The organism is Saccharopolyspora phatthalungensis (genome assembly GCF_014203395.1).
Taxonomy (GTDB): domain Bacteria; phylum Actinomycetota; class Actinomycetes; order Mycobacteriales; family Pseudonocardiaceae; genus Saccharopolyspora; species Saccharopolyspora phatthalungensis.
Genome location: NZ_JACHIW010000002.1, coordinates 1,666,484 through 1,688,877, shown reverse-complemented (window position 1 = coordinate 1,688,877; position 22,394 = coordinate 1,666,484). Strand labels below are relative to the sequence as shown.

Here is a 22,394-nt window from a genome sequence, read left to right as displayed (position 1 = left end):
AAGGGTTCAAGCCCGGCATGCAGGCCCGCGCCATGCGCGGGCGGCTCTTACCTCTGCCATGAGTCGTACTTCAACCCTTGCCAAGTCGCCGCCCGACCGGCGAACATCCCCGACAGCACCAGCGGCAACCCGGGTTTTGGCTGCGTAGCGGGGTTTAGTGGCAATTTCCGAACGCTTCTTGACGGCACGGGCACCAGCGCCTTAAATAAGTCAGACCTCCGGACGTCAGACGAGTGAAGGAGCTCCCGTGGAACTACACAGCCGGCTGCCCGACCGCGTCGCGGAGGTATTGCGCGCCCGGATCCGCGACGAGTACGAGCCGGGCCGGCGGCTCCCGTCGGAGACGGTGCTCGCCGAGGAGCTCAACGTCAGCCGCGCCAGCGTCCGGGAGGCGCTAAAGCAGCTGTTCGCCGAGGGGCTGGTCGACCGGCGGTGGGGCGCTGGCACGTTCGTGCGCGAACTGGGCGAACCCGTGGCCTTCGACGTCAGCGAGGTGTCCACCACCCGCGAGGTCATCCGCTCCGCGGGCCACGAGCCGACGCTGAGCTTCGTCGACATCACCGTTGTCCCCGGCGAGGACGAGGTTCTCACCGCGCTCGGCCTCGATCAGGGCGCCGACGTGTGGAAAGTCGAGCGCGTCTTCGCGATAGACGCTCAGCCCGCGGTACTGATCATCGACCACCTGGCGCAGATCGTGAACGGCGCCAAGATCGACCCGACCGTGCTCAAGGACGTCAACCTCGACATGATGACGCTCCTGCGTCGCGAGGCGAACACCCACATCGCCAGCTCCGAAGGCACGATTGACGCCGTCGCCGCCGCACCGCTCGTCGCGTCCCGGCTCGGCATCGCCGAAGGCACCCCCGTGCTCCGCCAGCGCCTGATGAACATCGGGCCGGACGGGATGCCGCTCATGCACTCGGTGTCGCACCACCGCAGCGACGTCGCGTCCTTCCGGGTGCTGCGCCGGCAGCGCAGCTGATCCCCGGTCGCAATCCCGCAACCTCCGGAGATCTCATGACCTCAATGGTGACTTCATTTGCCTCTCCTGACGGGAAAGACACCGCCACCGACGCCGCCCTCGAAGTGCGAGACCTGCACGTCGAGTTCGCCACACGCGATGGCGTCGCCCGGGCCGTCAACGGCGTGAGCTGGAGTGTCCGCCGCGGCGAGACGCTGGCCGTGCTCGGCGAATCCGGCTCGGGCAAGAGCGTGACCGCCCAGGCGGTGATGGGCATCCTTGAGACGCCGCCCGCGCGCATCACCGGTGGCCAGGTGCTGCTGCACGGCGAGGACCTGCTCGCGATGGACGACCGCCGCCGTCGCTCGCTGCGTGGATCCGGTGTCTCGATGGTGTTCCAGGACGCGCTGTCCGCGCTTAACCCGGTGTTCCCGGTGGGCTGGCAAATCGCGGAAATGTTCCGCGTCCACCGTGGAATGTCCAAAAAGGATGCCAAGCGCAAGGCGGTCGAGCTGCTCGACCGGGTACGGATCCCCGCGCCGGCCAAGCGGGTGGACGACTACCCGCACCAGTTCTCCGGCGGCATGCGGCAGCGCGCGATGATCGCGATGGCGATCGCGCTCGACCCCGACGTGCTCATCGCCGACGAACCCACCACGGCGCTCGACGTCACCGTGCAGTCCCAGGTCATGCAGCTGCTCGCGGACCTGCGGCGAGAGTCGGGCATGGGGCTCGTGCTCATCACGCACGACCTCGGCGTGGTCGCGCAGGTCGCCGACCGGATCGCGGTGATGTACGCGGGCCGGGTGGTCGAGCACGGCGAGGCCACCGACATCTACACGCGCCCCGCACACCCCTACACCCGCGGGCTGCTCCAGTCGATTCCCCGGCGCAGCGACAAGGGCCAGGAGCTGCACACGATCCCCGGCCTGCCGCCGAACCTCGCGGCGTTGCCCGGCGGCTGCTCGTTCCATCCCCGCTGTTCGTTCTCCGACAACAGCCGTTGCGCGGCCGAAACACCGGTCCTGCGGGTCCCGCGCCCCGGCCGTGTCGCCGCGTGCCACATCTCCGAGGAGGTCCTCGATGCCGAGTTCTGACGCGGACGTGTTACTCGACGTTCGTGACCTCGTTAAGCACTACCCGGTTAGCGGCGGGCTCCGGCGGCAGCGCCGGCACAGCGTCAAGGCCGTCGATGGGGTCAGCCTGCAACTGCGTCGCGGGGAGACCCTAGGCGTGGTCGGCGAGTCGGGCTGCGGCAAGTCCACGCTCGCGAAACTGCTGATGCTGCTGGAGACACCGAACTCGGGCGCCGCCGAGTTCGAGGGCCGCGACATGTTCTCGCTCGGCCGCCGGGACCGCACCCGGCTGCGGCGTGACGTCCAGCTGATCATGCAGGATCCCTACGGCTCGCTGAACCCGCGTATGACGGTCGAGCAGATCGTGGGCGAACCGTTCGACATCCACCGCGACATCGCCCCGCGCGGCGACCGGCGCAAGCTCATCCAGGAACTGCTGAGCGTTGTGGGCCTCGACCCCGACCACCATCTCCGCCGTTACCCGCACCAGTTCTCGGGCGGGCAGCGGCAGCGCATCGGCATCGCCCGCGCGCTCGCGTTGCGCCCCAAGGTAATCGTGTGCGACGAACCGGTCTCCGCGCTCGACGTGTCGATCCAGGCCCAGATCCTCAACCTGCTCAGCAAGCTACAGCAGGGCTTCGGGCTCTCGTTCATCTTCATCGCGCACGACCTGTCCGTGGTGCGGCACCTCGCCGACCGCGTCGCCGTCATGTATCTCGGGCGGATCGTCGAGACCGGCACCGAGGCCGAGATCTACGACAAGGCCGAGCATCCCTACACCCAGGCGCTGCTCTCGGCCGCGCTCGACCCGTCGCCGGACCGGCGGCACGAGAACCAGGTCATCCAGCTCACCGGTGACGTGCCGAGCCCGCTGGATCCGCCGCCGGGGTGCCGTTTCCACACTCGATGCTGGCTGCGCCGGGAGATCCAGACCGAGCGCGGCGAGGCGGCCACCGAGCTCTGCGAGACCGCCTCTCCGTTCTCCGAAACGGAGCCCGCGGCCACCGGGCACCACACCGCATGCCACTTCGCACCCGCCTGGACTCCGCCGATCCCCGACTGATGTATGCCCAATACACGGCGCTGGGGCTGTCCTCGCCAGGCGACGCCTGAGAACCCGCAGCGGTGCGAGCCGAGTCCCACACCGCAAGCGGCTTACGCCGCTTATAAAAAGACACTAGTCCACGAAGGAATCACTCATGTCTACGGCAGACATTTCGCGTCGTTCCTTTCTCGCGCTCTCCGCCGCGGCGACGGCGGTGCTCGCCGCCGGCTGCGGCGGAACCGACTCCACGGGCAAGGCGGCGGGCGCGATCACCCTCGCCCAGTCCACCGAGCCGAACCTCGCCGCGCTCATGCAGGTCGTCTCGGGCAACAGCTTGTGGCAGCACCTGGTTTTCGACTACCTCACCGAACTCGACGACACGCGCACACCCCAGCCGCGGCTGGCCGAGTCCTGGACCCCCGGCCCCGACCTGCGCACGCTGACCTTGCGGCTGCGCGAGGATGTCGTTTTCCACACCGGACGCCCGATGACCGCAGACGATGTCGTCTTCTCGTTGCAGCAGGCCGCGATCCCGAAGAACGGCTCCCAGCTGACCGGCGTCGCGCAGCAGATCGCGTCGATGACACCGCAGGGAACGCACGGCCTGGAGATCACGCTCAAGGAACCGAGCAACCGGCTGTTCGAGCTGTTCGAGACCACTCCGATCGTCGATAAGGACACCTTCGCCAAAGCTGCCGACGGGAAGAACCTGGTCGGCACCGGCCCGTTCCGCTGGAACGGCTACCGCGCGGGCGACTCGATCGAGCTGGCGGCCAATTCCCAGTACTGGGGCGGGAAACCCGCGCTGACGAGCGCGAGCGTGCTGATCATCAAGCAGTCGCAGGCGCTCATCGCCGCCGCCCGCTCACGCCGCACCCAGATCACCGACGGGCTCACGCCGCTGGACGCGGGCACCGTGCGCGGCGGTCAGCTCCGGGTCGAGAACCGGGGCGGGATCCAGTGCTACGTGCTGGGCCTGGACGCCTCGAAGCCGCCATTCGACGACATCCGCGCCCGGCAGGCGGTGGCGGTGGCGGTCGACCGGGAACGCATCGTGAGCCAGATCTACCGCAACACCGGCACCGTGACCAACCTGTGGTGGCCGAAGAACACGCCGGGCTGGGACGCCAAGACCGACGCACGGTGGCGCTATGACCCGGACCGGGCGCGCGCCGCGCTGCGGGATCTCGGCCTAGAGGGCGCCTCGGTCCCGGTCACGGCGAACAGCGGTGACCTCATCGGCCGCGCGATCTTCGACATCGTGCGCTACAACCTCGAAGACGTGGGCCTGCGCATCGAGCCGAACATCCTCGAATCGGCCGCGTTCATCAACCGCAATGTCGCCGGCGCGCTGGGCACCTGCTTCGTGCACACCACCGGCTTCGGCAGCCTGTCCCCGGTGGCATGCGTGACCGCGACCGCGCACCTCAAACCCAACGGGGGCACGCACTTCAGCTCGCCCGAGTACACGCGGCTGATCAAGGCCGCCAGCACCGCGGGTGAAGACACGCGGGCGGCGGCCAACGCCGCGCTCGGCAGCTATCTCGTCGAGCAGGCATTCAACCTGCCGCTCGTGATCGCGCCACCGCCGATGGTGGTCGACTCCGAGGTCCGGGATCTCCGGATCACGACCGCGTTCCGCTATCTCCTTCCCCAATCCCTCTCCTACCGCTGAGGCAGGCCGCTATGCCCTCCTACCTGATGCGCAGGATCCCGGCCGCCCTGCTGACCGCGCTCGGCGCCTCGATCGTGATCTTCGTGCTGATGCAGCTCGCGCCCGGCAGCCCGGCGAGCGTGCTCGCCGGTCCCGATGCCACCCCCGAGACCGTCGCGGCCATCGAACGCTCGCTCGGACTCGACAAAGCCGCACCGGTGCAGTACTTCGACTGGCTGCGTGGGCTGGTCACCGGGCAGCTCGGCGACTCGCTGATCTACCGCCAGTCCATCGCCGAGCTGATCGGGCAGCGGCTGGAGAGCACGATCGAACTCGCCGCGCTCGCCGCGATCCTGATGTGCGTCATCGGTATCGCGCTCGGCGTGCTCGGCGGATCGTCCCGCTCGGCACGCGTCCGCGCCACGCTGGACAGCGCTTTCTCGATCCTGCTCGCGCTGCCCACCTACGTCACCGCCGTCCTGCTGCTGCTCCTGTTCGGCGTGGTGTGGCCGGACATCCTGCCGGTCAGCGGCGAGACTCTGCTGTCGGAGAGCCCGGGCGGCGCGCTGCAAAGCCTGATCCTGCCCGCGATCACGCTTGCCATCCCGCATTCGGCGGTCATCGGCAGGCTCCTGCAGACGAGCATGCGTGAGGCGATGCACGAGGACTACGTGCGCGCGGCGAACGCGAAGGGCCTGACCCACCGGCGGGTGCTGTGGGTGCACGTGCTGCGCAACTCGATGTCCACCGCGGTCGTCGTGATCGGCATCCGCTTCGGCGGCCTGCTCGGCGGCGCCGTGCTGGTCGAGGCGCTGTTCGCGCGCAACGGCGTCGGCCAACTGCTCGTGCAGAGCGTGCTCAGCCGCGACTACTTCGTGGTGCAGGACCTGATCCTGTTCGCCGTCGTCGCCGCGATCGTCATGCAACTGATCTCCGAGATGGCGCTTGCCGCCCTCGACCCCCGCGTCCGGCTGAAGTAGGAGCCTGCGATGTCCACAATGGTCGAAACCCCGCAGCCGGTGAGCGTGTTCGCCGGCGCCGCCCGCCGCTTGCGCGGATCGTGGCTGCTGTCCTCGAAAACAGGAAAAATCAGCGCCGCGATGGTGCTGATCGCGCTCCTGGTGGTGGTGCTGGCGCCGCTGCTGGCGCCCTTTGGGCTGGACGAGCAGGGCCGCACGTCGTTCGCCGGGCCCACCGCGGCCCACCTGCTCGGCACCGATCAGCTGGGCCGGGACCTGCTGTCCCGGCTGATCTACGCGATCCGGCTGGACATGGTGATCGCGCTCATCGCGATCCCGCTGGGCGGGATCGTCGGGACGCTGCTGGGGCTGTCGGGCGTGCTCGCGCCGTGGCTCGGCCAGGTCACGTCCCGAATCTTCGATGTGATCATCGGCTTCCCGACGTTGGTGCTGGGCATCGCGCTAGCGCTCGTGCTCACCCCGGGCACCACCGCGGTGATCGTCGCGATCGCGGTGATCAACCTGCCGGTGTTCGGCAGGCTCGCGCGCGGCGGCATGCTGAGCCAGCTGGGCCGCGACTACGTCATCGCGGCGAGGTCGCTGGGCGCATCACGGTGGCGGCTGCTGTGGCGGCACGTGCTGCCCAACATCCGGTCCGCGATCCTCGTGCAGGGCGCCATCGCGATCGCCGACGCCGTGTTCGTCGAAGGCGCGCTGAGCATCCTCGGGGTGGGCGTGCAGCCGCCCGAGGCGTCGCTCGGCAGCATGGTGCAGGCAGGTCTGCCCTACATCGCGGACAGCCCGCTGTCGGTGCTGGCGCCCACCATCGCGCTCGCGTGGATCATCCTCGGGTTCGCCCTGATGGCCGACACGTTCAACAACCGCGCCTCGCGGTGAGGTTCCAAGGGAGGGAAACCAGCTGTGACGAATGTCGTCCTGATCCTGGCCGATGACCTCGGCTACTCCGATGTCGGCGCCTATGGCGGCGAGATCCGGACGCCGAACCTGGACCGCCTGGCGGCGGGCGGAGTGCGGTTGACGCAGTTCTACAACACGGCCAGATGCAGCCCGTCGCGCGCGTCACTGCTCACGGGGCTGCACCCGCAGCAGACCGGGATCGGCATTCTCACCAACGACGAGAGCCCCACCGGCTACCCGGGCACGCTGAGCCGCCGGTGCGCGACCGCGGCGGAAGTGCTCGGCGCCAACGGTTTTTCCTCGTACCTCAGCGGAAAGTGGCATCTGACCAACGACGTGGTCAACCCCAACGATGCTTGGCCTACGCGCCGCGGGTTCGACCGGTTCTTCGGCACGCTGATCGGCTGCGGCAGCTACTACGAGCCCAAGACGCTGATGCGTGGCGAGGAAAGCGCGCAGGATGAGGTCAAGGACCACGCGTTCTTCTACACCGACGCGATCGCCGACGAGGGCGCGAAGTTCATCCGCGAGCACGTCCGGGACCACGGCGACCGGCCGTTCTTCCTGTACACGGCGTTCACTGCGCCGCACTGGCCGCTGCACGCGCACGAGGAGGACATCGCCGCCTACGACGGCAGGTACGACGATGGCTGGGACGAGCTGCGAAAACGGCGCTTGGCGCGGATGGTCGCGTCGGGCCTGCTGGAGGAGGACACGGCGCTCAGCGAGCGCGATCCGAGCCAGCCCGCCTGGCAGGACGCGCAGCACAAGCCCTGGCAGCTGCGGCGGATGCAGGCATACGCCGCACAGGTCGACCGGATGGATCGCGGAATCGGCACGCTCATCCGGGAACTGGAGGCACACGGGATCCTCGACGACACCCTGATCATCTTCCTGTCCGACAACGGAGCGTCCAATGAGGACCTTCCGCAGGGCGATCCGGACCGGTTCCACCGCCGCACGGACATCCTCTCCCACGAGACGCGCGACGGACGTCCCGTGCTCATCGGCAACGACCCCGACGTGCCCCCGGGCGGCGAGAACACCTACGCCAGCTATGGGCGGGCGTGGGCGAACCTGTCGAACACGCCGTTCCGGTACTACAAGAAGTGGGTGCATGAGGGCGGGATCGCGGCGCCGTTCATCGCGCACTGGCCTGCGGGCGGCCTCGAAGCGGGCGGGATCGTGCGCCAGCCGTTCCAGCTCGTGGACGTACTGCCGACTTTGCTTGAGGTCACCGGCAGCGCGGCACCGGACCAAGAGCTGCGGCTGGAGGGCCGCAGCATGCTGCCCGCGTGGCGCGGCGAAACGGTCGACGAGGCCGATCTCTACTGGGAGCACTGCGGAAATGCCGCGATCCGGCGGGACCGGTGGAAGCTCGTGCGGGCCTATCCCGAGGCGTGGGAGCTGTATGACCTGACGCGGGACCGCACCGAGCTGCACGACCTCGCGGCGCAGGAACCCGAGGTGGTCGCCGAGCTCGCCGCGGCGTGGGAGGCATGGACGGCGCGGATCGGGGTGATCCCGTTCGAGACCACCATCGCGTTCTATCGCGAGATGGGCATCCCGGAGCCGCGAGCCACGGTGATCGCGTCTTCGGAGGACTACCTTTGATCCAGCGTCCCAACCGGCCAGGGCATGGTCGGCCAGGGCAGCGCCGAATTGACCAAGAAAGGCTGACGTTCATGACGAACGTGCTTCTGATTCTGGCCGATGACCTCGGCTACTCCGACATCGGCGCCTACGGCGGCGAGATCCGCACCCCGAATCTGGACCGGCTCGCGGCGGGCGGCGTGCGGATGACGCAATTCTACAATACGGCGCGGTGCAGCCCGTCACGTGCGTCGCTGCTCACGGGACTGCACCCGCACCAGACCGGCATCGGCATCCTCAACCGCGACGAGCGGCCCGTCGGCTATCCTGGCACGCTGAACCGGCGCTGCCTTACCGTCGCGGAAGTGTTGCGGGCCAACGGTTTCTCGACCTTCTTAAGCGGTAAATGGCATCTGAGCAACGATCCGAGCCGGCCCAACGACGCGTGGCCCACGCGGCGCGGATTCGACCTGTTCTTCGGCACCATCACCGGTGGCGGCAGCTACTTCGACCCGAAGACGCTGACCCGCGGCGAAACGCCCGCAACCGACGCCGCCGACCGGGACGGGTTCTACTACACCGATGCGATCGCCGACGAGGCCGTGCGCGACATTCGGGAGCGGGGGAGCGAGCCCTTTTTCCTCTACACGGCGTTCACGGCCCCGCACTGGCCACTGCATGCGCCTGAGGAGGACATCCTCGCCTATGACGGAATTTTCGATGACGGCTGGGATGAGCTGCGTGAGCGTCGCCTAGAGCGGATGATCGAACTTGGGATCGCCGAACCCGGCACGACGTTGAGCGACCGCGATCCGACGCAGCCGGCGTGGCAGGACGCGGAGCACAAGCGTTGGCAGCTGCGCCGCATGCAAACCTATGCCGCGCAGGTGGAGCGGATGGACCGCGGCATCGGGCGAATCGTTGCCGAGCTGGAGGCACAGGGCATCCTCGACGACACGCTCATTCTGTTCCTGTCTGACAATGGCGCCTCGCCCGAGCCCCTGCCGCAGGGCGACCCCGCACGCTTCACGTCGCGCAAGGACCTGACGTCGGGCACCACGCGCGACGGGCGGCCCATCCGCGTCGGCAACTACCCGTCGATCGACCCCGGCCCGGACGACACCTTCGCCAGTTACGGGCGGGCGTGGGCGAACCTGTCGAACACGCCGTTCCGGTACTACAAGAAGTGGGTGCATGAGGGCGGGATCGCGGCGCCGTTCATCGCGCACTGGCCCGCGGGTGGGCTCTCCGGAGGGGACATCGTGCACCAGCCGTTCCAACTCGTCGACGTGCTGCCGACGCTGCTTGAGGCCACCGGATCGACGTTTCCCGAGGCGGACGTGCCGCCTTTGGAGGGACGGAGCATGCTGCCCGCGTGGCGGGGCGGGACCGTCGCGGACGCGGATCTCTACTGGGAGCATTGCGGGAACGCGGCGGTCCGGCGGGGCCACTGGAAACTCGTGCGGGCATACCCAGACCCTTGGGAGCTCTACGATCTGGAGAACGACCGCACCGAGCTGCACGACGTGGCCGCCGAGCATCCATCCATTGTGGATGATTTGAGTGCGGCGTGGGACGAGTGGGCCTCGCATGTGGGCCTGATCCCGTTCGAGACGACCGTCGGCATCTACCGGGACATGGACATAGAGGAGCGAAGGGCCATCGCGATCGCGTCGGCGGAAGACCGTGTCTGAGACGGTGGTCTACGGCACCGGGGGCGGGCGACCGCTGGAGCTGCGCCTGTACGGGCGCGGCGGTGGTCGGCGACCGGGCGTGGTGTTCGTGCACGGCGGCGGGTGGCGCAAGGGAACGCTGGACATGCTCGCGCGGCTGGCGTCGGAGGTGGCGGACGCGGGGTACGTGACGGCGACCATCGACTACCGCCTCTCCGGCGAGGCGCGGTGGCCGGCGGCGCTGGAGGACGCGAAGTGCGCGGTGCGGTGGATGCGCGCGCACGCCGACGAGCTAGGCGTGGACGCGTACCGGATCGCGGCGGCGGGCGGCTCCGCGGGCGGGCATCTGGCCGCGCTCGTGGCGCTCACCCCGGGCAGGTTCGAAGGGAGCGGCGGCTGGGCGGGCGTGTCCAGCGCGGTTCAGGCAGCGGTGCTGTACAATCCGGTGATCGACCTCGGTGTCCCGGCGATCGGTGAGATGGTCGAGGAATTCCTTGGACCGGAGCCGGTTCCCGTCGCCTCGCCACTGTCGTATGTGGATCACTCGTGTCCGCCGGTGCTGAGCCGGGTTGGCACGGAGGACGAGCTCACCCCGGCGTCCGGCTGCGTCGCCTTCCACGGCAGGTTGGACGAGCTGGGAGTGGCGAATGAGCTGGAGATCGTGCCGGGCCGGGGTCACGGTCTTCCAGTGCATGACCACGAAGGCTGCTACCACGCCACGATCGACTTCCTGGGACGGCGGTTTCAAGGGAAATCGGCACGCCAATTCCCTTGAAACCGCAACCGACGCCGAGGAGGTAGTCACGACGACAGGGTCCCGTCCAGGCGCTCCATCCGCCGACCGGCGATTTCCAGTGAAATCGCCGACCACCTCGGGAGCGCAACCGGCAACGGTATTTCATCCCGGCGGCCTGTCGCTATCCCAAAGTTTGGGGATACGCGTGCACGGTGGACCCGCCGAAAGTTGGATCAGTTCGCGCAGCGGCGCGAACATTCATCCAGCGGCAGGAGTACCTCATGACCAGATCTGCTTTGGGGCGGGTCGTTGCGGCGTTGATCGCCATGGCGTTCGTGGTGGGCGGCGGCTTCGTCGCCTCGTCGGCAGGTGCCACCGCGGGGCAACCAACAAAGGCGGAGTCGGCTTTGGCCGGTTTCTTGATCGTGTCGAGGATGAACGGGCTGTGCCTGGAGGTCCGGGGGGACAACGTCGGCGATGGCGGCGCGGTGGCCATGCTCGGGTGCACGGGTCGCAATAACCAGCGTTGGTCGAGGAGCGGCAGCCAGTACCGGAACGACCACAGCGGCAAATGCCTCGACCTCAACAGCAACAACGGGGCCACCGGCGCCGGACTCAACCAGTGGACATGTGGCGACATCCCCGCCCAGCGGTGGACCTTCACCGGTAGCGAATTCCGCAACCAGAACAACAAGTGCCTCACCGTTCCCGCAGGGAATCGGTGGGACGGCGCCGCGGTCGTGATGTGGGACTGCGTCGGTGCCGCCGACCAACAGTGGCAAATCGGCTAACTGGGACACAGGTCCCGTGATGGGGGTCGGGACCTGGACGGGCGCGAGGAGCTTGGTCGGCTGTTCGCGCCCGCCCAGCAAATACTCCCACCGAGGGTCTGGGGCGGTGACTACTCAACGACTCGGCCGAGGAAGCCGCGGATGTAGCCCGCGACGGTGTCGAGGTCGGATTCGAGTGCGAAATGCCCTGCGTTGAGGAGGTGGATCTCGGCGTCGGGAAGGTCGTTGCGAAAGGCGCGGGCGCCGTCGGGACCGAAGATCTCGTCGTTGGCCCCCCACACGGCTAGCAGTGGTACTTGGCTCTCGCGGAAGTATTCGTGCACGCGCGGGTAGAGGGCGACGTTGGTGATGTAGTCGCGGAACAGGCGTAGTTGGATCGCGTCGTTGCCGGGGCGTTGGATCAGAGCGTGGTCGTGGGTCCAGGTGTCGGGGCTGACGAGACTGGGGTCAGCAACGCCGTGCAGGTACTGCCAGCGAATCGCGTCCAGGCCGAGGGCTTCGCGCAGGGCGGTCTCGTTGCTCGGGTTGGGATCGGCCGCGTATGTCCAGATCGGTGCCCAGAATGGTGCCACGAAGCCGGCTTCGTAGGCGTTGCCGTTCTGGCTGATGATCGCGGTGACCCGCTCGGGGTGGGCCAGTGCGAGCCGCCAGCCGATGGGCGCACCGTAGTCCTGCACGTAGATCGCGAACTTCCTCACCTCCAACTGGTCCAGCAGACCGTCGGTGATGGAGGCGAGCGCGTCGAAGCTGTATTCGAATTCGTCGACCGGCGGTGTGTCCGACTGCCCGAATCCGAGATGGTCCGGGGCGATGACGTGATAGCGGTCGGCCAGTGCTGGGATGAGCTCGCGGAACATGTGTGAGCTGGTTGGATAGCCGTGCAGCAGCAGCACGGTCGGCGCCTGGCTCGGTCCGGCTTCCCGGTAGAAAACCTGATGACCGGCGATGGTCATGGTCCGGTGATACACCACGCTCATTCTAACTCCTTTGGAAGATTTAACTGGTTAGCTCGACGCAGGTGACTGTAGGTCGCTGTGCTAACCTTGTCAACCAGGTCTTACTGGTTAGATTGGTTGCTTGGCGATGGTCGAAGATTGTGAGCTGCTGCTCGCGCTCCTCAACACCAGGCCGATAACGGACGGCGTCGAACACGACGAGCTCTCCGATGATCGTTCTGCGCGAAGGTGGTCCGAGGCGCGTGGTGGCACCGGAACGACGCTTGAGCTGCGACGGTTGCGACGCCTTCGAGAGCACCTGACCCATGTGGTGCTGGGTCAAGCGCCCGTGACCGTGCTGGCCGAGGCGCTCGAGGGCGCCCACCAGCGCCCCAGTCTCAGCGAGGCTGGCCTGAGTTGGGAACTCGTCACCGAACCCGACATGCGCCTGTCGGCGCGAGTGGTGTTGGCCTGGGCCTGGGTGAACGAACACCTGCCAGGACGCCTACGACCGTGTGGCAACGACGAATGCCAGCTGTTCCTCCTGGATCGCAGCAAAGCCAACAAGGCCCGCTGGTGCTCGATGGCGACCTGTGGAAATCGCATGAAAGCCAGACGGCACTACGAACGCATTCGAAGCCATGTCCCGACTCAGCGGGGCGATCAGTAAGCCGGCCCCGGATGAACCGCGGCCCGTGGCGCCGATCGCGGAAGGCGTTTCAACGCAGGCATCTTGCCGTTGCAGCATTAGCGGTACCCGGTGTTCTACCTGGACAGGCGATCTGGGCGCGCGGGGGACCGGTCCCGGGCTGCTCCTGATTCACTCGCGGTGTGGTTGTGCACGACGACTCTGGTCATGGGCTATCGTCGGCGGCCAAAGGCTTTCGAGCTTAATCCCTGGGGACGCGGTATGCGTAATGATTTGCGGTGGAGCGATTTCTCGCCGCCGGAAGAGCATCTGAAGCTTGGCAGGAGCTTGCTGCGAAGCGCGTCGCGGATCAGGCGCAGCTGGTTCGGATTCGCGGCGTTGGCGCTGCTCGCCGCTTTGTTCAGCGCGATCAGCATATGGCAGTTGCTCGTCCTGTGCTGCGGGATCTGGTTCGTCAACCGCGCTTACATGTACCAGGAGAAGGGACAATGGTGTCTGTCGCGCACGGCCGCATATCGGGCGCACCGGGGCTTTGAGCTCCCGGGCGAGGTACCCAGCCGTTCCCGGGGACAGAAGTGGGTCATCGGGAGCAAGCTCGTCATCGCGCTCTGCGGCCTTCCGTACGCCATGGGTCTGCTGACCCTTCTTGACAGCTTGAAGGCGATATGGACCGGGATCGCACACGGCGACCCGACCTACGGCAGCCTCGCCGACCTGGTGGAGGGGATCGCCCTGCTGGTCGTCGCCAACTTCTGGAACGTGATGGGTGCCCGGATGGGTCAGGAGGTCATCTCCTCACCTCAGGATGTCGCCTCGCGTTCCTACGTCCTGTACTTGCGGCCCTTCCGGATCGATGGCGATCTCGCCCGCCAGCAACGCCTCCTGTCGCCGACTGGGCTGGTGCGCGGCCTGTTTCTGGCGCAGAGCCGAACGGAGGAAGCTCGCCTCGCCCACGCGCTGAGGTGGGCGGGGCCCCTGGTGGCGGTCGGGCAGCCGCAGGAGCATTCACCGCATAGCGGGGCGGTCCGGATGTACCTGCCGAGCCACGACTGGCAGCGGCCGGTGCGGGAGTTGATTCAGGAATCGCGGCTAACGGTCATCATGCTCGGCCGGAGTTCGGGAACCATGTGGGAACTCGGCGAAGCATTACGCGTCCTGCCACCCGAGCGGCTGATCCTGGCTGTTCCTTTCGGGAAGGCGGGATATGAGCGCTACCGGCAGGTGGCCGAAGAAGCGTTGCGCGCACAAGCGAACTGCCGGCAGTGCGAGGAAAAGCGTGGCCCGCTGAACCCTCCTGCCCTGCCGCGATACGTCGGCGGCAGACCGTTCCCGGCTAGGATCAAGGCGCTGATCTACTTCACCCCCGGCTGGAAGGCGGAATTCGTACCGCTTGAGCGCCCGCCGCGCTTCGAGGAAAAGCTCATGGGGGCGCTGGACCGGGGATTGTGGCCCGCCGTGCTGCAGCTGACCGACTACGAAAGCCGCTCCCGCAACGCCTAGCTGCACCTAGGAAATCCGCCTGTGCGGCATCGTCCGCAGAAGAGATCGGCGCGGGTTTTTCGAGTCGTGAACTTGATGCCACGGCCGCTCTGCCAGCCGAGCTTGACGACGAGATTGGGGATCCCGGCACATCGACATGCTCACACATCGTATTGTTCGGAACGTGCAGCGTACTGATTCAAGGCAGCCATGGGGCGAGCTGCGTGTCATGCCAGATCTCGGGCACATCGGCGATGAAACCGCCATGAGCCTGAGCGTGCACCTGCGGGACGAACTGCTCCGCGCGGGGGCACCTGAAGTGGGCCGGGAGAAGGTGGAGGCGCCCCCTGACAGCAAGAGTGGCGTGGCGCAGAGCATCTGGCCGCTGGTGGTCAGCGGACTGGCGTCGGCGGCGATGACGCGCATGGTGGCCGTGGTGGCGAAGGCTTGGCTGGACCGGGCGAAGGGGCGGAAGCTGACGCTGGAGTGCGGAGGCGAGAAGCTGGTCTTGGAAGGCGGGTCTGCCAAGGATCAGTCCGCCGTTGTCCAGGCATGGATAGACAAGATCGAGGCGAAAGCCGACAGCGACGGCGGGAACTCGAACACCGCCACTGACCTCGGTCGAGACGACGATCAACCCGGAACCGTCACTCGGGGGTAACGGTGGGCCGCCACGCCCTTATCGTAGCGACCGCGAACTATCAGGATCCGCATTTCCGGAGGATGCGTGCGCCCGCGCAGGATGCTCGCGGCCTGAGCCGCATTCTGAAAAGCCCTCAGATCGGCCGCTTCGACGAAGTGGTCGTACTGGAGGACGAGCCGAGGCACCGGGTCGAGGAGGCATTGGGCGATCTGCTCGCCGACCGCCGCCCGGACGATATGGTTCTGGTCTACTTCACCGGCCACGGAATTACCGACGAGCGGAACAAGCTCCATTTTGTGACGAGCAACAGCCGCCACGACCGGCTGGCCACCACCGCCGTGTCCTCGGCGTTCGTAAGCGAACAGCTGGAAAACTGCCGCGCGGGGACCAAAGTCGTGCTGCTCGATTGCTGTTTCAGCGGCGCTTTCCCCGCCGGGTTCGTCGCGAAAGCAGCTCCCGTCGACGCCGGGCTGGCCGCCCAGCTACCCGGCCGAGGGTTCGCGATCATCGCTTCCTCCGGTGAATTGGAGTACGCGTTCACGGGTGAGGAGAAGACCCTGGACAAGGGGCGATCCTCGTCTGTCTTCACCGACGTGATGATCGAGGGCCTGCGGACCGGCAAAGCTGATCGCGACGGCGACGGCCGGGTCGAGGTCAGTGAACTCTACGACTACGTTCGAGATGAGGTGGCCGCCAGGGCACAGCAGACGCCGACCTACATCGGTCGGGTGTCCGGGACCATCTACCTCACCTGGGTCCCACCGCAGCCGCAGCACATCGCGGATCTCGTGATGCCCCGGGGTGGGCAGGGAGTACCGCGGCCCCACGCCATTCTGCCGGCAAAGCCGACGACGCAGGTGCCGGCGACGGCCCGCGAACGCGGCAGGGCCCGGTGGCAGAAGAGGATCGCCGGTCTGGTTGGCGGGCAATCGGTCCCTTCGCTCAGGGATCGGGTGCTAATCGATCACCCGATCCGTCATTCCCTGCTGGCCGCGGGATTTACGACCGCGACAACCGCGGTTGTCGTTGCCCTGCTGGGCGTCTGGTTCGACACCGGTGACCTGCGGAGCCTGATCGCCTACGTGCTCCTGCTCGGCGCGGCCACCGGCGTCTACCACTGGTCCCGGTTGCGTGTGCGGCGCTGGCGGTACGGGTATATCGGCTTGTACAGCGCTGGGCACCTCGATCCCGTCGCGCCCAGCCCCAGGACATTGCTCATCCCGGTCGGTCATGTGACGGGCGGGCACCGGTCGTCGGCGACCGGGCAGTTGTGTGCCGAGATCCGGCTTGGTTCACGGTTTCTGGAAGTGTCTGCGGATGAACTTGCCGTGTGGCAGGTCGCCCATCGCGCCTGGGGTAAGGAATCCATCCCTTTCACCCGCCAGGACCTCGAATGCCTGCAGGTCGGCGCAGGTGCTGCCCGCGCCTCGATCGACCGTCTTATCCACTTGGACCTGTTGGTGGAGGTGCGGCCGGGAACCAGGGACGTGGTGGACTTCGCCCGGTCGCACCGCTTTGTGCCGCTGCTGCTGGGTCTGGGCAACACGACGACGACGCCGTGGCTGTACCGAATCGGGATGATCGACCGGACTCTCATCGAGGTGCACACGAACGTGTACCGGATCTTTGTCGCTTCGCCTGCCCAGCGGAGCCTCTGGCACGCATGCGTGACGGTGGCACGAGAGGAAGCCATCCTGGAACTGGACATGTTCATCCGGAGTGTGCACGCGTTGCTTTCCGTCGAGGCGGGGCACTTCGACCGCGCTTCGCCTGATCCGGACCCCACCCGCACGGCCGAGCAGGTACCGGAGGCGACTGGATGATCTCCGAGATGTCGCGAAAGCAGACGCTCATCTACCCGATCGGCTTCTTGTGCGGTCCCGAGTACCTGGAGGCAGGAGGGAGACCGGATGGCTACCAGCTGCGGATCGGCGGTGGTGGCATCCGCCTGGACACCTATGCGGAATGCTTGACGTGGAGTTGCGCACGCGGAGCGATCAAGCTGATCGAATCGGCCTCGTCGGAGGGCTGGCAGCGGCAGGACACCGAAGCCCTCGCGGTGCGGGAAGGTGTCACCGACGCCCGCCATGTCGTGAACAGGTTGTTCGCGGTCGGGGCATTGGCCGAAACGACGACCGGGCCGCAGCAGCCGGATGCCGCGGATTTCACGCAACGGTACCGGCTGCTGCCGCTGCTGACCGGTTTCGGCGACGTTCCTTGGCATCGGCAAGTGCCGCCGGAGGCAGCCGAGCCATCGTCGGCGATCGACTTCGTGGCCTACCTGCTCTGGAAGTACGCCCCGCTGGTGCACAATCTCGCCGAGCTGTGCGAGCTGCTGCTCAAGCCGGGAGGGCGTCTGAATTGGTCCGTCATTCCGGATCACCTGAGCTTGCTGCCGATCGCTCTGCGTGCCGTGCAAACGCTGCTGGCCCATCAGGCGGCTTATCTCGATCACCCGTTATGACGAAGTCGGAACGCAACCGGCCACGGCGACGTCTGTGCAGGATGTAGCCCCAAACCCGACTCATGAATGAGGCGCCCGAATGAGTACGACGCGAAACACCGTGGGCGGTGTTGGCATCGCAGTCATGGCGATTGCGGGCCTGGTGGGGATCGTCGGGGTGTTCCTGCCTGAAGGCATCGTGCCGCCCACACTCGTCTATATCGGCCTGGCCGCGGCGGCGACCTTGGCGGTCACCGCGATCTTGGGCTATGCGAATTGGCGCGGAAGCAAGCTACGTGCCCAACGCATCCATGCACGGCTACGGGCGAACGACCCCAGGAAGGCGCTGCCCGAGTTGCGAACCTTGGTCGCGGATCTCGAACGGGTCGCAGGGCAGGATGACCCGATTACGATGGAATGGCGGCAGGTTCTCGCCAGGACGCAACGCGACGTCGGGCAGTTGGCCGACGCGCTGCGCACCGGCAAGCTCAACGTCGAATGCCGCACACGGGCCCTGGGGCACGACCATCCGCGGACGAAGGAGTCGCGGCGCGACCTGCAAATGCTGCTCCGGGAGATCGAAGGTGGCTGAGACCCTCATCTTTCCCATCGGGCACTACCAGGGAAAAATCCGTCGCGGGACGGACTTGGTCCAGGAGATCAGACTCGGCGCCAGCCTGCTCACCCTCACCGACGAAGAGCATCGAGTATGGCTGGCCATGCACGACAGGGACGGCGGGCAGGCCGTCAGGGCGGCGGAGTCCGGCGTCGTATCGTCGTTGCTGGAACGCGGAATCCTGTTCAAGGTAGCTGAAAATCCCTCCGCACAGCGTACGTTCGCCCTGAAGCACCGGCTTGTGCCGAGCATGCTCGGCCTCGGCAACACACCGGAGGTGCCGACGGCCTATTCGATAGGCACCATCGGCGACCCCGCCGTCGAACTGCCCGCCCCGCTCTACGACCTGTGGGAATGGGGGCATATGGACCCGAATCTCTGGGTCGCGGTGCGCGGAGCCACCGCAACCGCTCAGCGCGTCGGGATCGACAATCCAGCCGAGAGCGTGCCCGAACTGCTGCTCAGGCGTCTTCTCGCGGCGTTGCACGACATTCTCGCGGAACACGCGGCGTACCTTGATCGAGGATTGAGGGAATGATCATCGGCCGGAGAACCGATGCCGACACGCAGGTCGTTCCCGTCGGCCACTACATGGGGCCGTTCTACCCGGGCCTGGGCGCCGAGCTACAGCACCACATCATTCGGGTCGGCTGGGACTCCGTCCGGATGACCCAACAGGAATTCGAGACATGGGCACTGTGCCACGGTCCGGCGGGCCTGGTTCGTGGCCAGCGGTGGACAAAGCGGCACCTTGTCGACAGCGGTGCAACGAAACTTGGCCAGCGCGCGGTGCGAAAGTCCTTGGGCCGCCTCATCGAGCGCGGGGCTGTCGTCGAGCTCGGGCAGGGGCCCAACGGCGCCGAGACGTTCGCCCGCGCATACCGCTTCCAGTCCCTGCTGTTCGGGTTGGGCAACCCCGTTGGAGATCCGTTCGTCTTCGGCGTGGGTTTGCCGGGCCGACCACCGGTGCTGACGCTGTCGGCCGAAGACTTCCAGCTGTGGCAATGGGGACATATCAGCGACACGCTGTGGAACTGCTGCGAGCTGAGTGCGGAGTCATGGCGCAAGGCCGGTTCGACCGATCCCGACCGCACCGACGTCCGGCGCAACCTGGCCCGCTCGGTAGCGACACTCCAGGTCTTGGTTGCGCACGGTGCGGCGTATGTGGACCTACCGCGCCGGCAGACCAGACAGGGTTGAACCAGGAGTCACGGTGAGCAACGTCTTGAACAGCGTGGGATCGAGACCACCATTCCGGCGTGACATGGCTTCGGTGCCGGGGTCCGCCGGAATGGTGCGGTTCCTACTTGCGCCTCGTGATTACGACCGGCTTGATCTCGGTGGGCACCCCGTCGAACGCGGAAACCGGGACGCCGAACGTGGCGGCGAGGACGTCGCGGGGTAGCGAGTTCAGCGTTCCCACGATGCCGATGTCGTCGTTCGGTTCCGTGGTACTGGTGTTGAAGATGACCAGCACGTCGAGTGCCTTGGTGGCGCTGGCGTTTTCGAAGTAGTGGAAGAACCCCTGCGGCGCGAAGACGAGATCGCCTTCGTCGGCTTCGAAGGCGTCGTTGTGGTAAGCCCCATCCGGGTGCGTACCGAGAATCGTCCATTTGGCCTTGCCGGCAATGATGTAGTTCAGTTCCCAGGCGGTCGGGTGCCAGTGCGCTTCGCGAATGCCGCCGACCTCCAAGCGTACGAAGTACACCGATCCCTGCTGGCCGCGCAGGACAGGGAAGTTCTGCTCGTGCGCGCCTTGCAGGGTGCCGCCGTCGAAGATCGTCGGCTCGCTCGCCCTCAGCTTGAAAAGGTGCGGGCTCGGGTTCAGCCGTGGGTCGGTCCCCGCGGCGGCAGCACCGGATTCTGCGCTGGTCGCACTCTCGGTGGCCGCACTACTGGCGGATAGCCCGGTGTCGCCGGTCGTGTTCAGGTCGTCGGTCTCGCTCATGGGATCGATTCGCCTTCCCTGTTGTCTCGTCGGGCGAGTCGATTCTGCCGAGAATTGCCATTCCGCAAGATCGACTGATCGGTGATTTGTTGCGGAACGATCGGCTGATTTCCGGTTGGTGTAATCGTGGTGCGGTTCCGCGCGGTTCCGCGCGTTTCCGCGCGGTTCGAAAGGGTTCCGGAGGCCGCTCGCTCAGGCACGGAGCTAGCTCGACTGCTCCGCCGTTCGCCGTCCGCCTGAGGAACCCGATTTGCCCTCGCGGGCCCCGGCGCGCTGTGCAATCGCGGTGCCCACGCCGATCGCCACCGCCACCGGCCACTCGATCACTGACAGCGCCGCCAACGTCCCCAGCCCCCCGTAATAGGCCACCGTCTGCGGAGAAGGCAGACGGCTCCGTACGGTGTTGACCACGCCCGAGAGATCCTCACGCGTAGGAATGTAGTGATCGGGCTGGTGGAACTCGGCAGTCACGCCCGGCAGGTTTACCGTCGTCGCCTCGCGGGTGGTCGTGGGTTCGGGCGTTGTGGTTCTCCGGCGGGTGGTCGTGGGTTCTGGGGTTGTGGTTCTCCGGCGGGTGGTTGTGGGTTCGCGTCCCGTTGTTTCCCGCCGGCTGGTCGTCGCCTTGCGGCCCGTCGACCTCCGCTGCCTAGTAGCCATGGTCCCTCCTTACCGCCTTACCGCAGCCTGCCGAGAAACCGACGTCTTCCCGGCCGACGACACCTCCTCTTGAATGAGGGGTACCACGTCGGGGGCGAGCTCATGCGCATCCGCACAATGCAGTACGCCGCATGACCACGAACCTGCTGCCGAGCTCCTGGCCACTGACCCGACGTCGTCCTGGGTGTACCGCCCACAGGCGCGGACGTCGCGCATCTGGATGTGGGCACCGTGAAGGACGGCGGTCCATCAGTGTTCGTCGTAGTGGCCTTCGTGGCTTGCGTGGCGGCACTTGTCATGTATGTAGTCGACATGGTCGCCATGGGGAACGGCGACGTGACCGCAGCCATCGCCGTGAACGTGATCATGTTGCTCGTGCGTGGCGTGCTCGTGTGTTTCGCACTCGTCGTAGTGGTCGTCGTGCACGCGATGCAGGTGGCCGTCGTGTACGTAGTCAACGTGGTCCTGGTGCGGTACCGCGACGTGGCCGCAACCCTCACCATGAACGTGCTCGTGTTCGGTGTGTTGGGTGTGCGTCGCCATCGCTCAGGCTCCTCTCCGTCGTGTCCACGATCGCCAAAGTGCCCAGCCACTAGCCCGCTGACGGGTAGCCGCCGGTGGGCGTGCCTTTCGACTACCCGGTTTGGTCCCGACGCAACCTGGCGGTTCCGGCTGGCAACGGCCTGGGCGGACGCGCAAGACCAACCGTAGGGCTTCGGGCGTTGCGTAAAATCCGTCAGACAAAGCGGCCTCCATAAATACTGACTCTTTTGGTCGTTTCTCCAAGTCAACAAGGTTTTCGCGGGCCAAGTTTGCGCGTTCACGCAAACATGCCAAATGGGATAAGGTCTCAAGCGATTGCCTTTCCGCTAAAGCAGAACCTTCGCTCGCCGTTCGGGCCGTTTTTCAGGCAAGCCTCGACCGTGACGGTCTTTCCTTCGGGAATGTTCACCTTCTTGAACGCACACCGGTCAACCGGGTGCGAGCCGTTGGTGTCCTCGCTTTGTACAGCGTGACGCCCATGGGAATCGCGCCAACTCAGGGCTCCCCAGGCTCGCAGTCCATCGGCCTGCATGTCGCATACCTCGAAGAGGTCACCGTCGTGCCAGAAGATGGCCTTCCCGCCGGGATTGTCGTCGAGTGTCACCGCTCCGCCATCTTTTCCTTTCGTCTGGATCGGGCTCGGCGTCGCCTGCGCTGCGGTAGCCGCAGGCCCCAGCAGCACCAACGCCCCCAGCAGCGGGAGCGCTCGGCTCAGGTAACGAAGCATCTGCATTTTCCTTACCTCTCGTTCGCAGTCGGTGCACTGAATTTCTCGTAGCCGCAGTCACGGTTCCCAGAGACGCCAGGTTTCGCCTGTCTGTCGCCCGCGGGGTTGTTCTTCGCGGTAGGGAAAGAGTCGCAGTCGGTGGTGACCGTTGGATGACTCGACAGTGACACGGGGCGCTGCCAAGGCGCGATCGGTGTGACCTGGTGAAGATCGCTGCGCGTTGGGGCTGTACCCGAGCGCAAACACAAGCCCCCAATACGGCCATGACCGCGAAAATCACCCGACCCGGCGTCATCCAGCCTGTTGGCAGAACCCGAAAGCGCCACTTCTGGGGATTTGCACCCGACC

Annotated in this window: 23 protein-coding genes; 18 read left to right on the top strand and 5 right to left on the bottom strand. The window is 66.6% G+C overall.

Translation table 11 applies throughout. The features are described 5' to 3' along the window. Positions 1-247: 247 nt before the first annotated feature. The 10 genes from BJ970_RS33600 (at position 248) to BJ970_RS33555 (ending at position 11,406) form a co-directional block, all read left to right on the top strand. A complete protein-coding gene (locus BJ970_RS33600; RefSeq protein ID WP_184731715.1) occupies positions 248-982 on the top strand; it encodes a GntR family transcriptional regulator in 735 nt (244 codons plus the stop codon). Between the two features lie 44 nt (positions 983-1,026). Beyond that, the gene (locus BJ970_RS33595) at positions 1,027-2,058 is read left to right on the top strand and encodes an ABC transporter ATP-binding protein (protein WP_184731712.1); all 1,032 of its coding nucleotides are present in this window, start codon (positions 1,027-1,029) and stop codon (positions 2,056-2,058) included. Further along, positions 2,045-3,100, top strand: a complete 1,056-nt coding sequence (locus tag BJ970_RS33590) for an ABC transporter ATP-binding protein (protein WP_184731710.1) — start codon at positions 2,045-2,047, stop codon at positions 3,098-3,100. Before BJ970_RS33595 ends, BJ970_RS33590 begins: the two co-directional genes overlap by 14 nt. 136 nt (positions 3,101-3,236) lie before the next feature. Then, a complete protein-coding gene (locus BJ970_RS33585; protein ID WP_184731708.1) occupies positions 3,237-4,757 on the top strand; it encodes an ABC transporter substrate-binding protein in 1,521 nt (506 codons plus the stop codon). An 11-nt stretch (positions 4,758-4,768) separates the two neighbouring features. After that, the gene (locus tag BJ970_RS33580) at positions 4,769-5,716 is read left to right on the top strand and encodes an ABC transporter permease (protein WP_184731706.1); all 948 of its coding nucleotides are present in this window, start codon (positions 4,769-4,771) and stop codon (positions 5,714-5,716) included. 9 nt (positions 5,717-5,725) lie between these two features. After that, positions 5,726-6,592: an ABC transporter permease gene (locus tag BJ970_RS33575; protein ID WP_184731704.1), complete on the top strand. Its 867-nt coding sequence runs from the start codon at positions 5,726-5,728 to the stop codon at positions 6,590-6,592. Positions 6,593-6,616: 24 nt separating this feature from the next. After that, positions 6,617-8,227 carry an arylsulfatase gene (locus BJ970_RS33570; protein ID WP_184731702.1) on the top strand — a complete coding sequence of 537 codons (1,611 nt, stop codon included), beginning with the start codon at positions 6,617-6,619 and terminating at the stop codon, positions 8,225-8,227. A 71-nt stretch (positions 8,228-8,298) separates the two neighbouring features. Next, positions 8,299-9,900 carry an arylsulfatase gene (locus BJ970_RS33565; protein WP_184732568.1) on the top strand — a complete coding sequence of 534 codons (1,602 nt, stop codon included), beginning with the start codon at positions 8,299-8,301 and terminating at the stop codon, positions 9,898-9,900. Next, complete coding sequence (locus BJ970_RS33560) at positions 9,893-10,654, top strand: alpha/beta hydrolase (RefSeq protein WP_184731700.1); 762 nt, start codon at positions 9,893-9,895, stop codon at positions 10,652-10,654. The genes BJ970_RS33565 and BJ970_RS33560 overlap by 8 nt, the downstream gene beginning before the upstream one ends. Before the next feature lie 242 nt (positions 10,655-10,896). Next, positions 10,897-11,406: an RICIN domain-containing protein gene (locus BJ970_RS33555; protein ID WP_184731698.1), complete on the top strand. Its 510-nt coding sequence runs from the start codon at positions 10,897-10,899 to the stop codon at positions 11,404-11,406. A gap of 110 nt (positions 11,407-11,516) precedes the next feature. On the opposite strand, the gene BJ970_RS33550 is transcribed toward BJ970_RS33555, so the two are convergent. Beyond that, on the bottom strand, positions 11,517-12,383 hold the full coding sequence (locus BJ970_RS33550) for an alpha/beta fold hydrolase (RefSeq protein WP_184731696.1): 867 nt from the start codon (positions 12,381-12,383) through the stop codon (positions 11,517-11,519). Between the two features lie 106 nt (positions 12,384-12,489). On the opposite strand from BJ970_RS33550, the gene BJ970_RS33545 reads away from it, so the two are divergent. The 8 genes from BJ970_RS33545 to BJ970_RS33510 all read left to right on the top strand — a co-directional run bounded on the left by BJ970_RS33545 (position 12,490) and on the right by BJ970_RS33510 (position 19,371). Then, positions 12,490-13,011, top strand: coding sequence for a CGNR zinc finger domain-containing protein (locus BJ970_RS33545; RefSeq protein ID WP_184732565.1), 522 nt, complete (start codon positions 12,490-12,492; stop codon positions 13,009-13,011). A gap of 240 nt (positions 13,012-13,251) precedes the next feature. Further along, positions 13,252-14,490 carry a hypothetical protein gene (locus BJ970_RS33540; protein ID WP_184731694.1) on the top strand — a complete coding sequence of 413 codons (1,239 nt, stop codon included), beginning with the start codon at positions 13,252-13,254 and terminating at the stop codon, positions 14,488-14,490. Positions 14,491-14,653: 163 nt separating this feature from the next. Continuing rightward, the gene (locus BJ970_RS33535; protein ID WP_184731692.1) at positions 14,654-15,130 is read left to right on the top strand and encodes a hypothetical protein; all 477 of its coding nucleotides are present in this window, start codon (positions 14,654-14,656) and stop codon (positions 15,128-15,130) included. A 2-nt stretch (positions 15,131-15,132) separates the two neighbouring features. Continuing rightward, positions 15,133-16,935 (top strand): caspase family protein, encoded by a 1,803-nt coding sequence (locus BJ970_RS33530; RefSeq protein ID WP_184731690.1) that lies wholly within the window; start codon positions 15,133-15,135, stop codon positions 16,933-16,935. A gap of 8 nt (positions 16,936-16,943) precedes the next feature. Continuing rightward, on the top strand, positions 16,944-17,576 hold the full coding sequence (locus tag BJ970_RS33525; RefSeq protein ID WP_184731688.1) for a hypothetical protein: 633 nt from the start codon (positions 16,944-16,946) through the stop codon (positions 17,574-17,576). Between the two features lie 124 nt (positions 17,577-17,700). Next, positions 17,701-18,147, top strand: a complete 447-nt coding sequence (locus tag BJ970_RS33520; RefSeq protein WP_184731686.1) for a hypothetical protein — start codon at positions 17,701-17,703, stop codon at positions 18,145-18,147. After that, complete coding sequence (locus tag BJ970_RS33515) at positions 18,140-18,709, top strand: hypothetical protein (RefSeq protein ID WP_184731684.1); 570 nt, start codon at positions 18,140-18,142, stop codon at positions 18,707-18,709. Before BJ970_RS33520 ends, BJ970_RS33515 begins: the two co-directional genes overlap by 8 nt. Beyond that, entirely contained in the window at positions 18,706-19,371 is a 666-nt protein-coding gene (locus BJ970_RS33510) for a hypothetical protein (protein WP_184731682.1), read from the top strand. Before BJ970_RS33515 ends, BJ970_RS33510 begins: the two co-directional genes overlap by 4 nt. Positions 19,372-19,474: 103 nt before the next feature. Here BJ970_RS33510 and BJ970_RS33505 read toward each other — a convergent pair whose 3' ends face one another. From BJ970_RS33505 to BJ970_RS33490, 4 genes are all read right to left on the bottom strand, one after another. Further along, positions 19,475-20,119, bottom strand: a complete 645-nt coding sequence (locus BJ970_RS33505; protein ID WP_184731680.1) for a cupin domain-containing protein — start codon at positions 20,117-20,119, stop codon at positions 19,475-19,477. 204 nt (positions 20,120-20,323) lie between these two features. Next, positions 20,324-20,590, bottom strand: a complete 267-nt coding sequence (locus BJ970_RS33500; protein ID WP_312864594.1) for a hypothetical protein — start codon at positions 20,588-20,590, stop codon at positions 20,324-20,326. A gap of 435 nt (positions 20,591-21,025) precedes the next feature. Then, positions 21,026-21,319, bottom strand: coding sequence for a hypothetical protein (locus tag BJ970_RS33495; RefSeq protein WP_184731678.1), 294 nt, complete (start codon positions 21,317-21,319; stop codon positions 21,026-21,028). Between the two features lie 307 nt (positions 21,320-21,626). Beyond that, a complete protein-coding gene (locus tag BJ970_RS33490; RefSeq protein WP_184731676.1) occupies positions 21,627-22,046 on the bottom strand; it encodes a hypothetical protein in 420 nt (139 codons plus the stop codon). Positions 22,047-22,394: the final 348 nt, after the last annotated feature.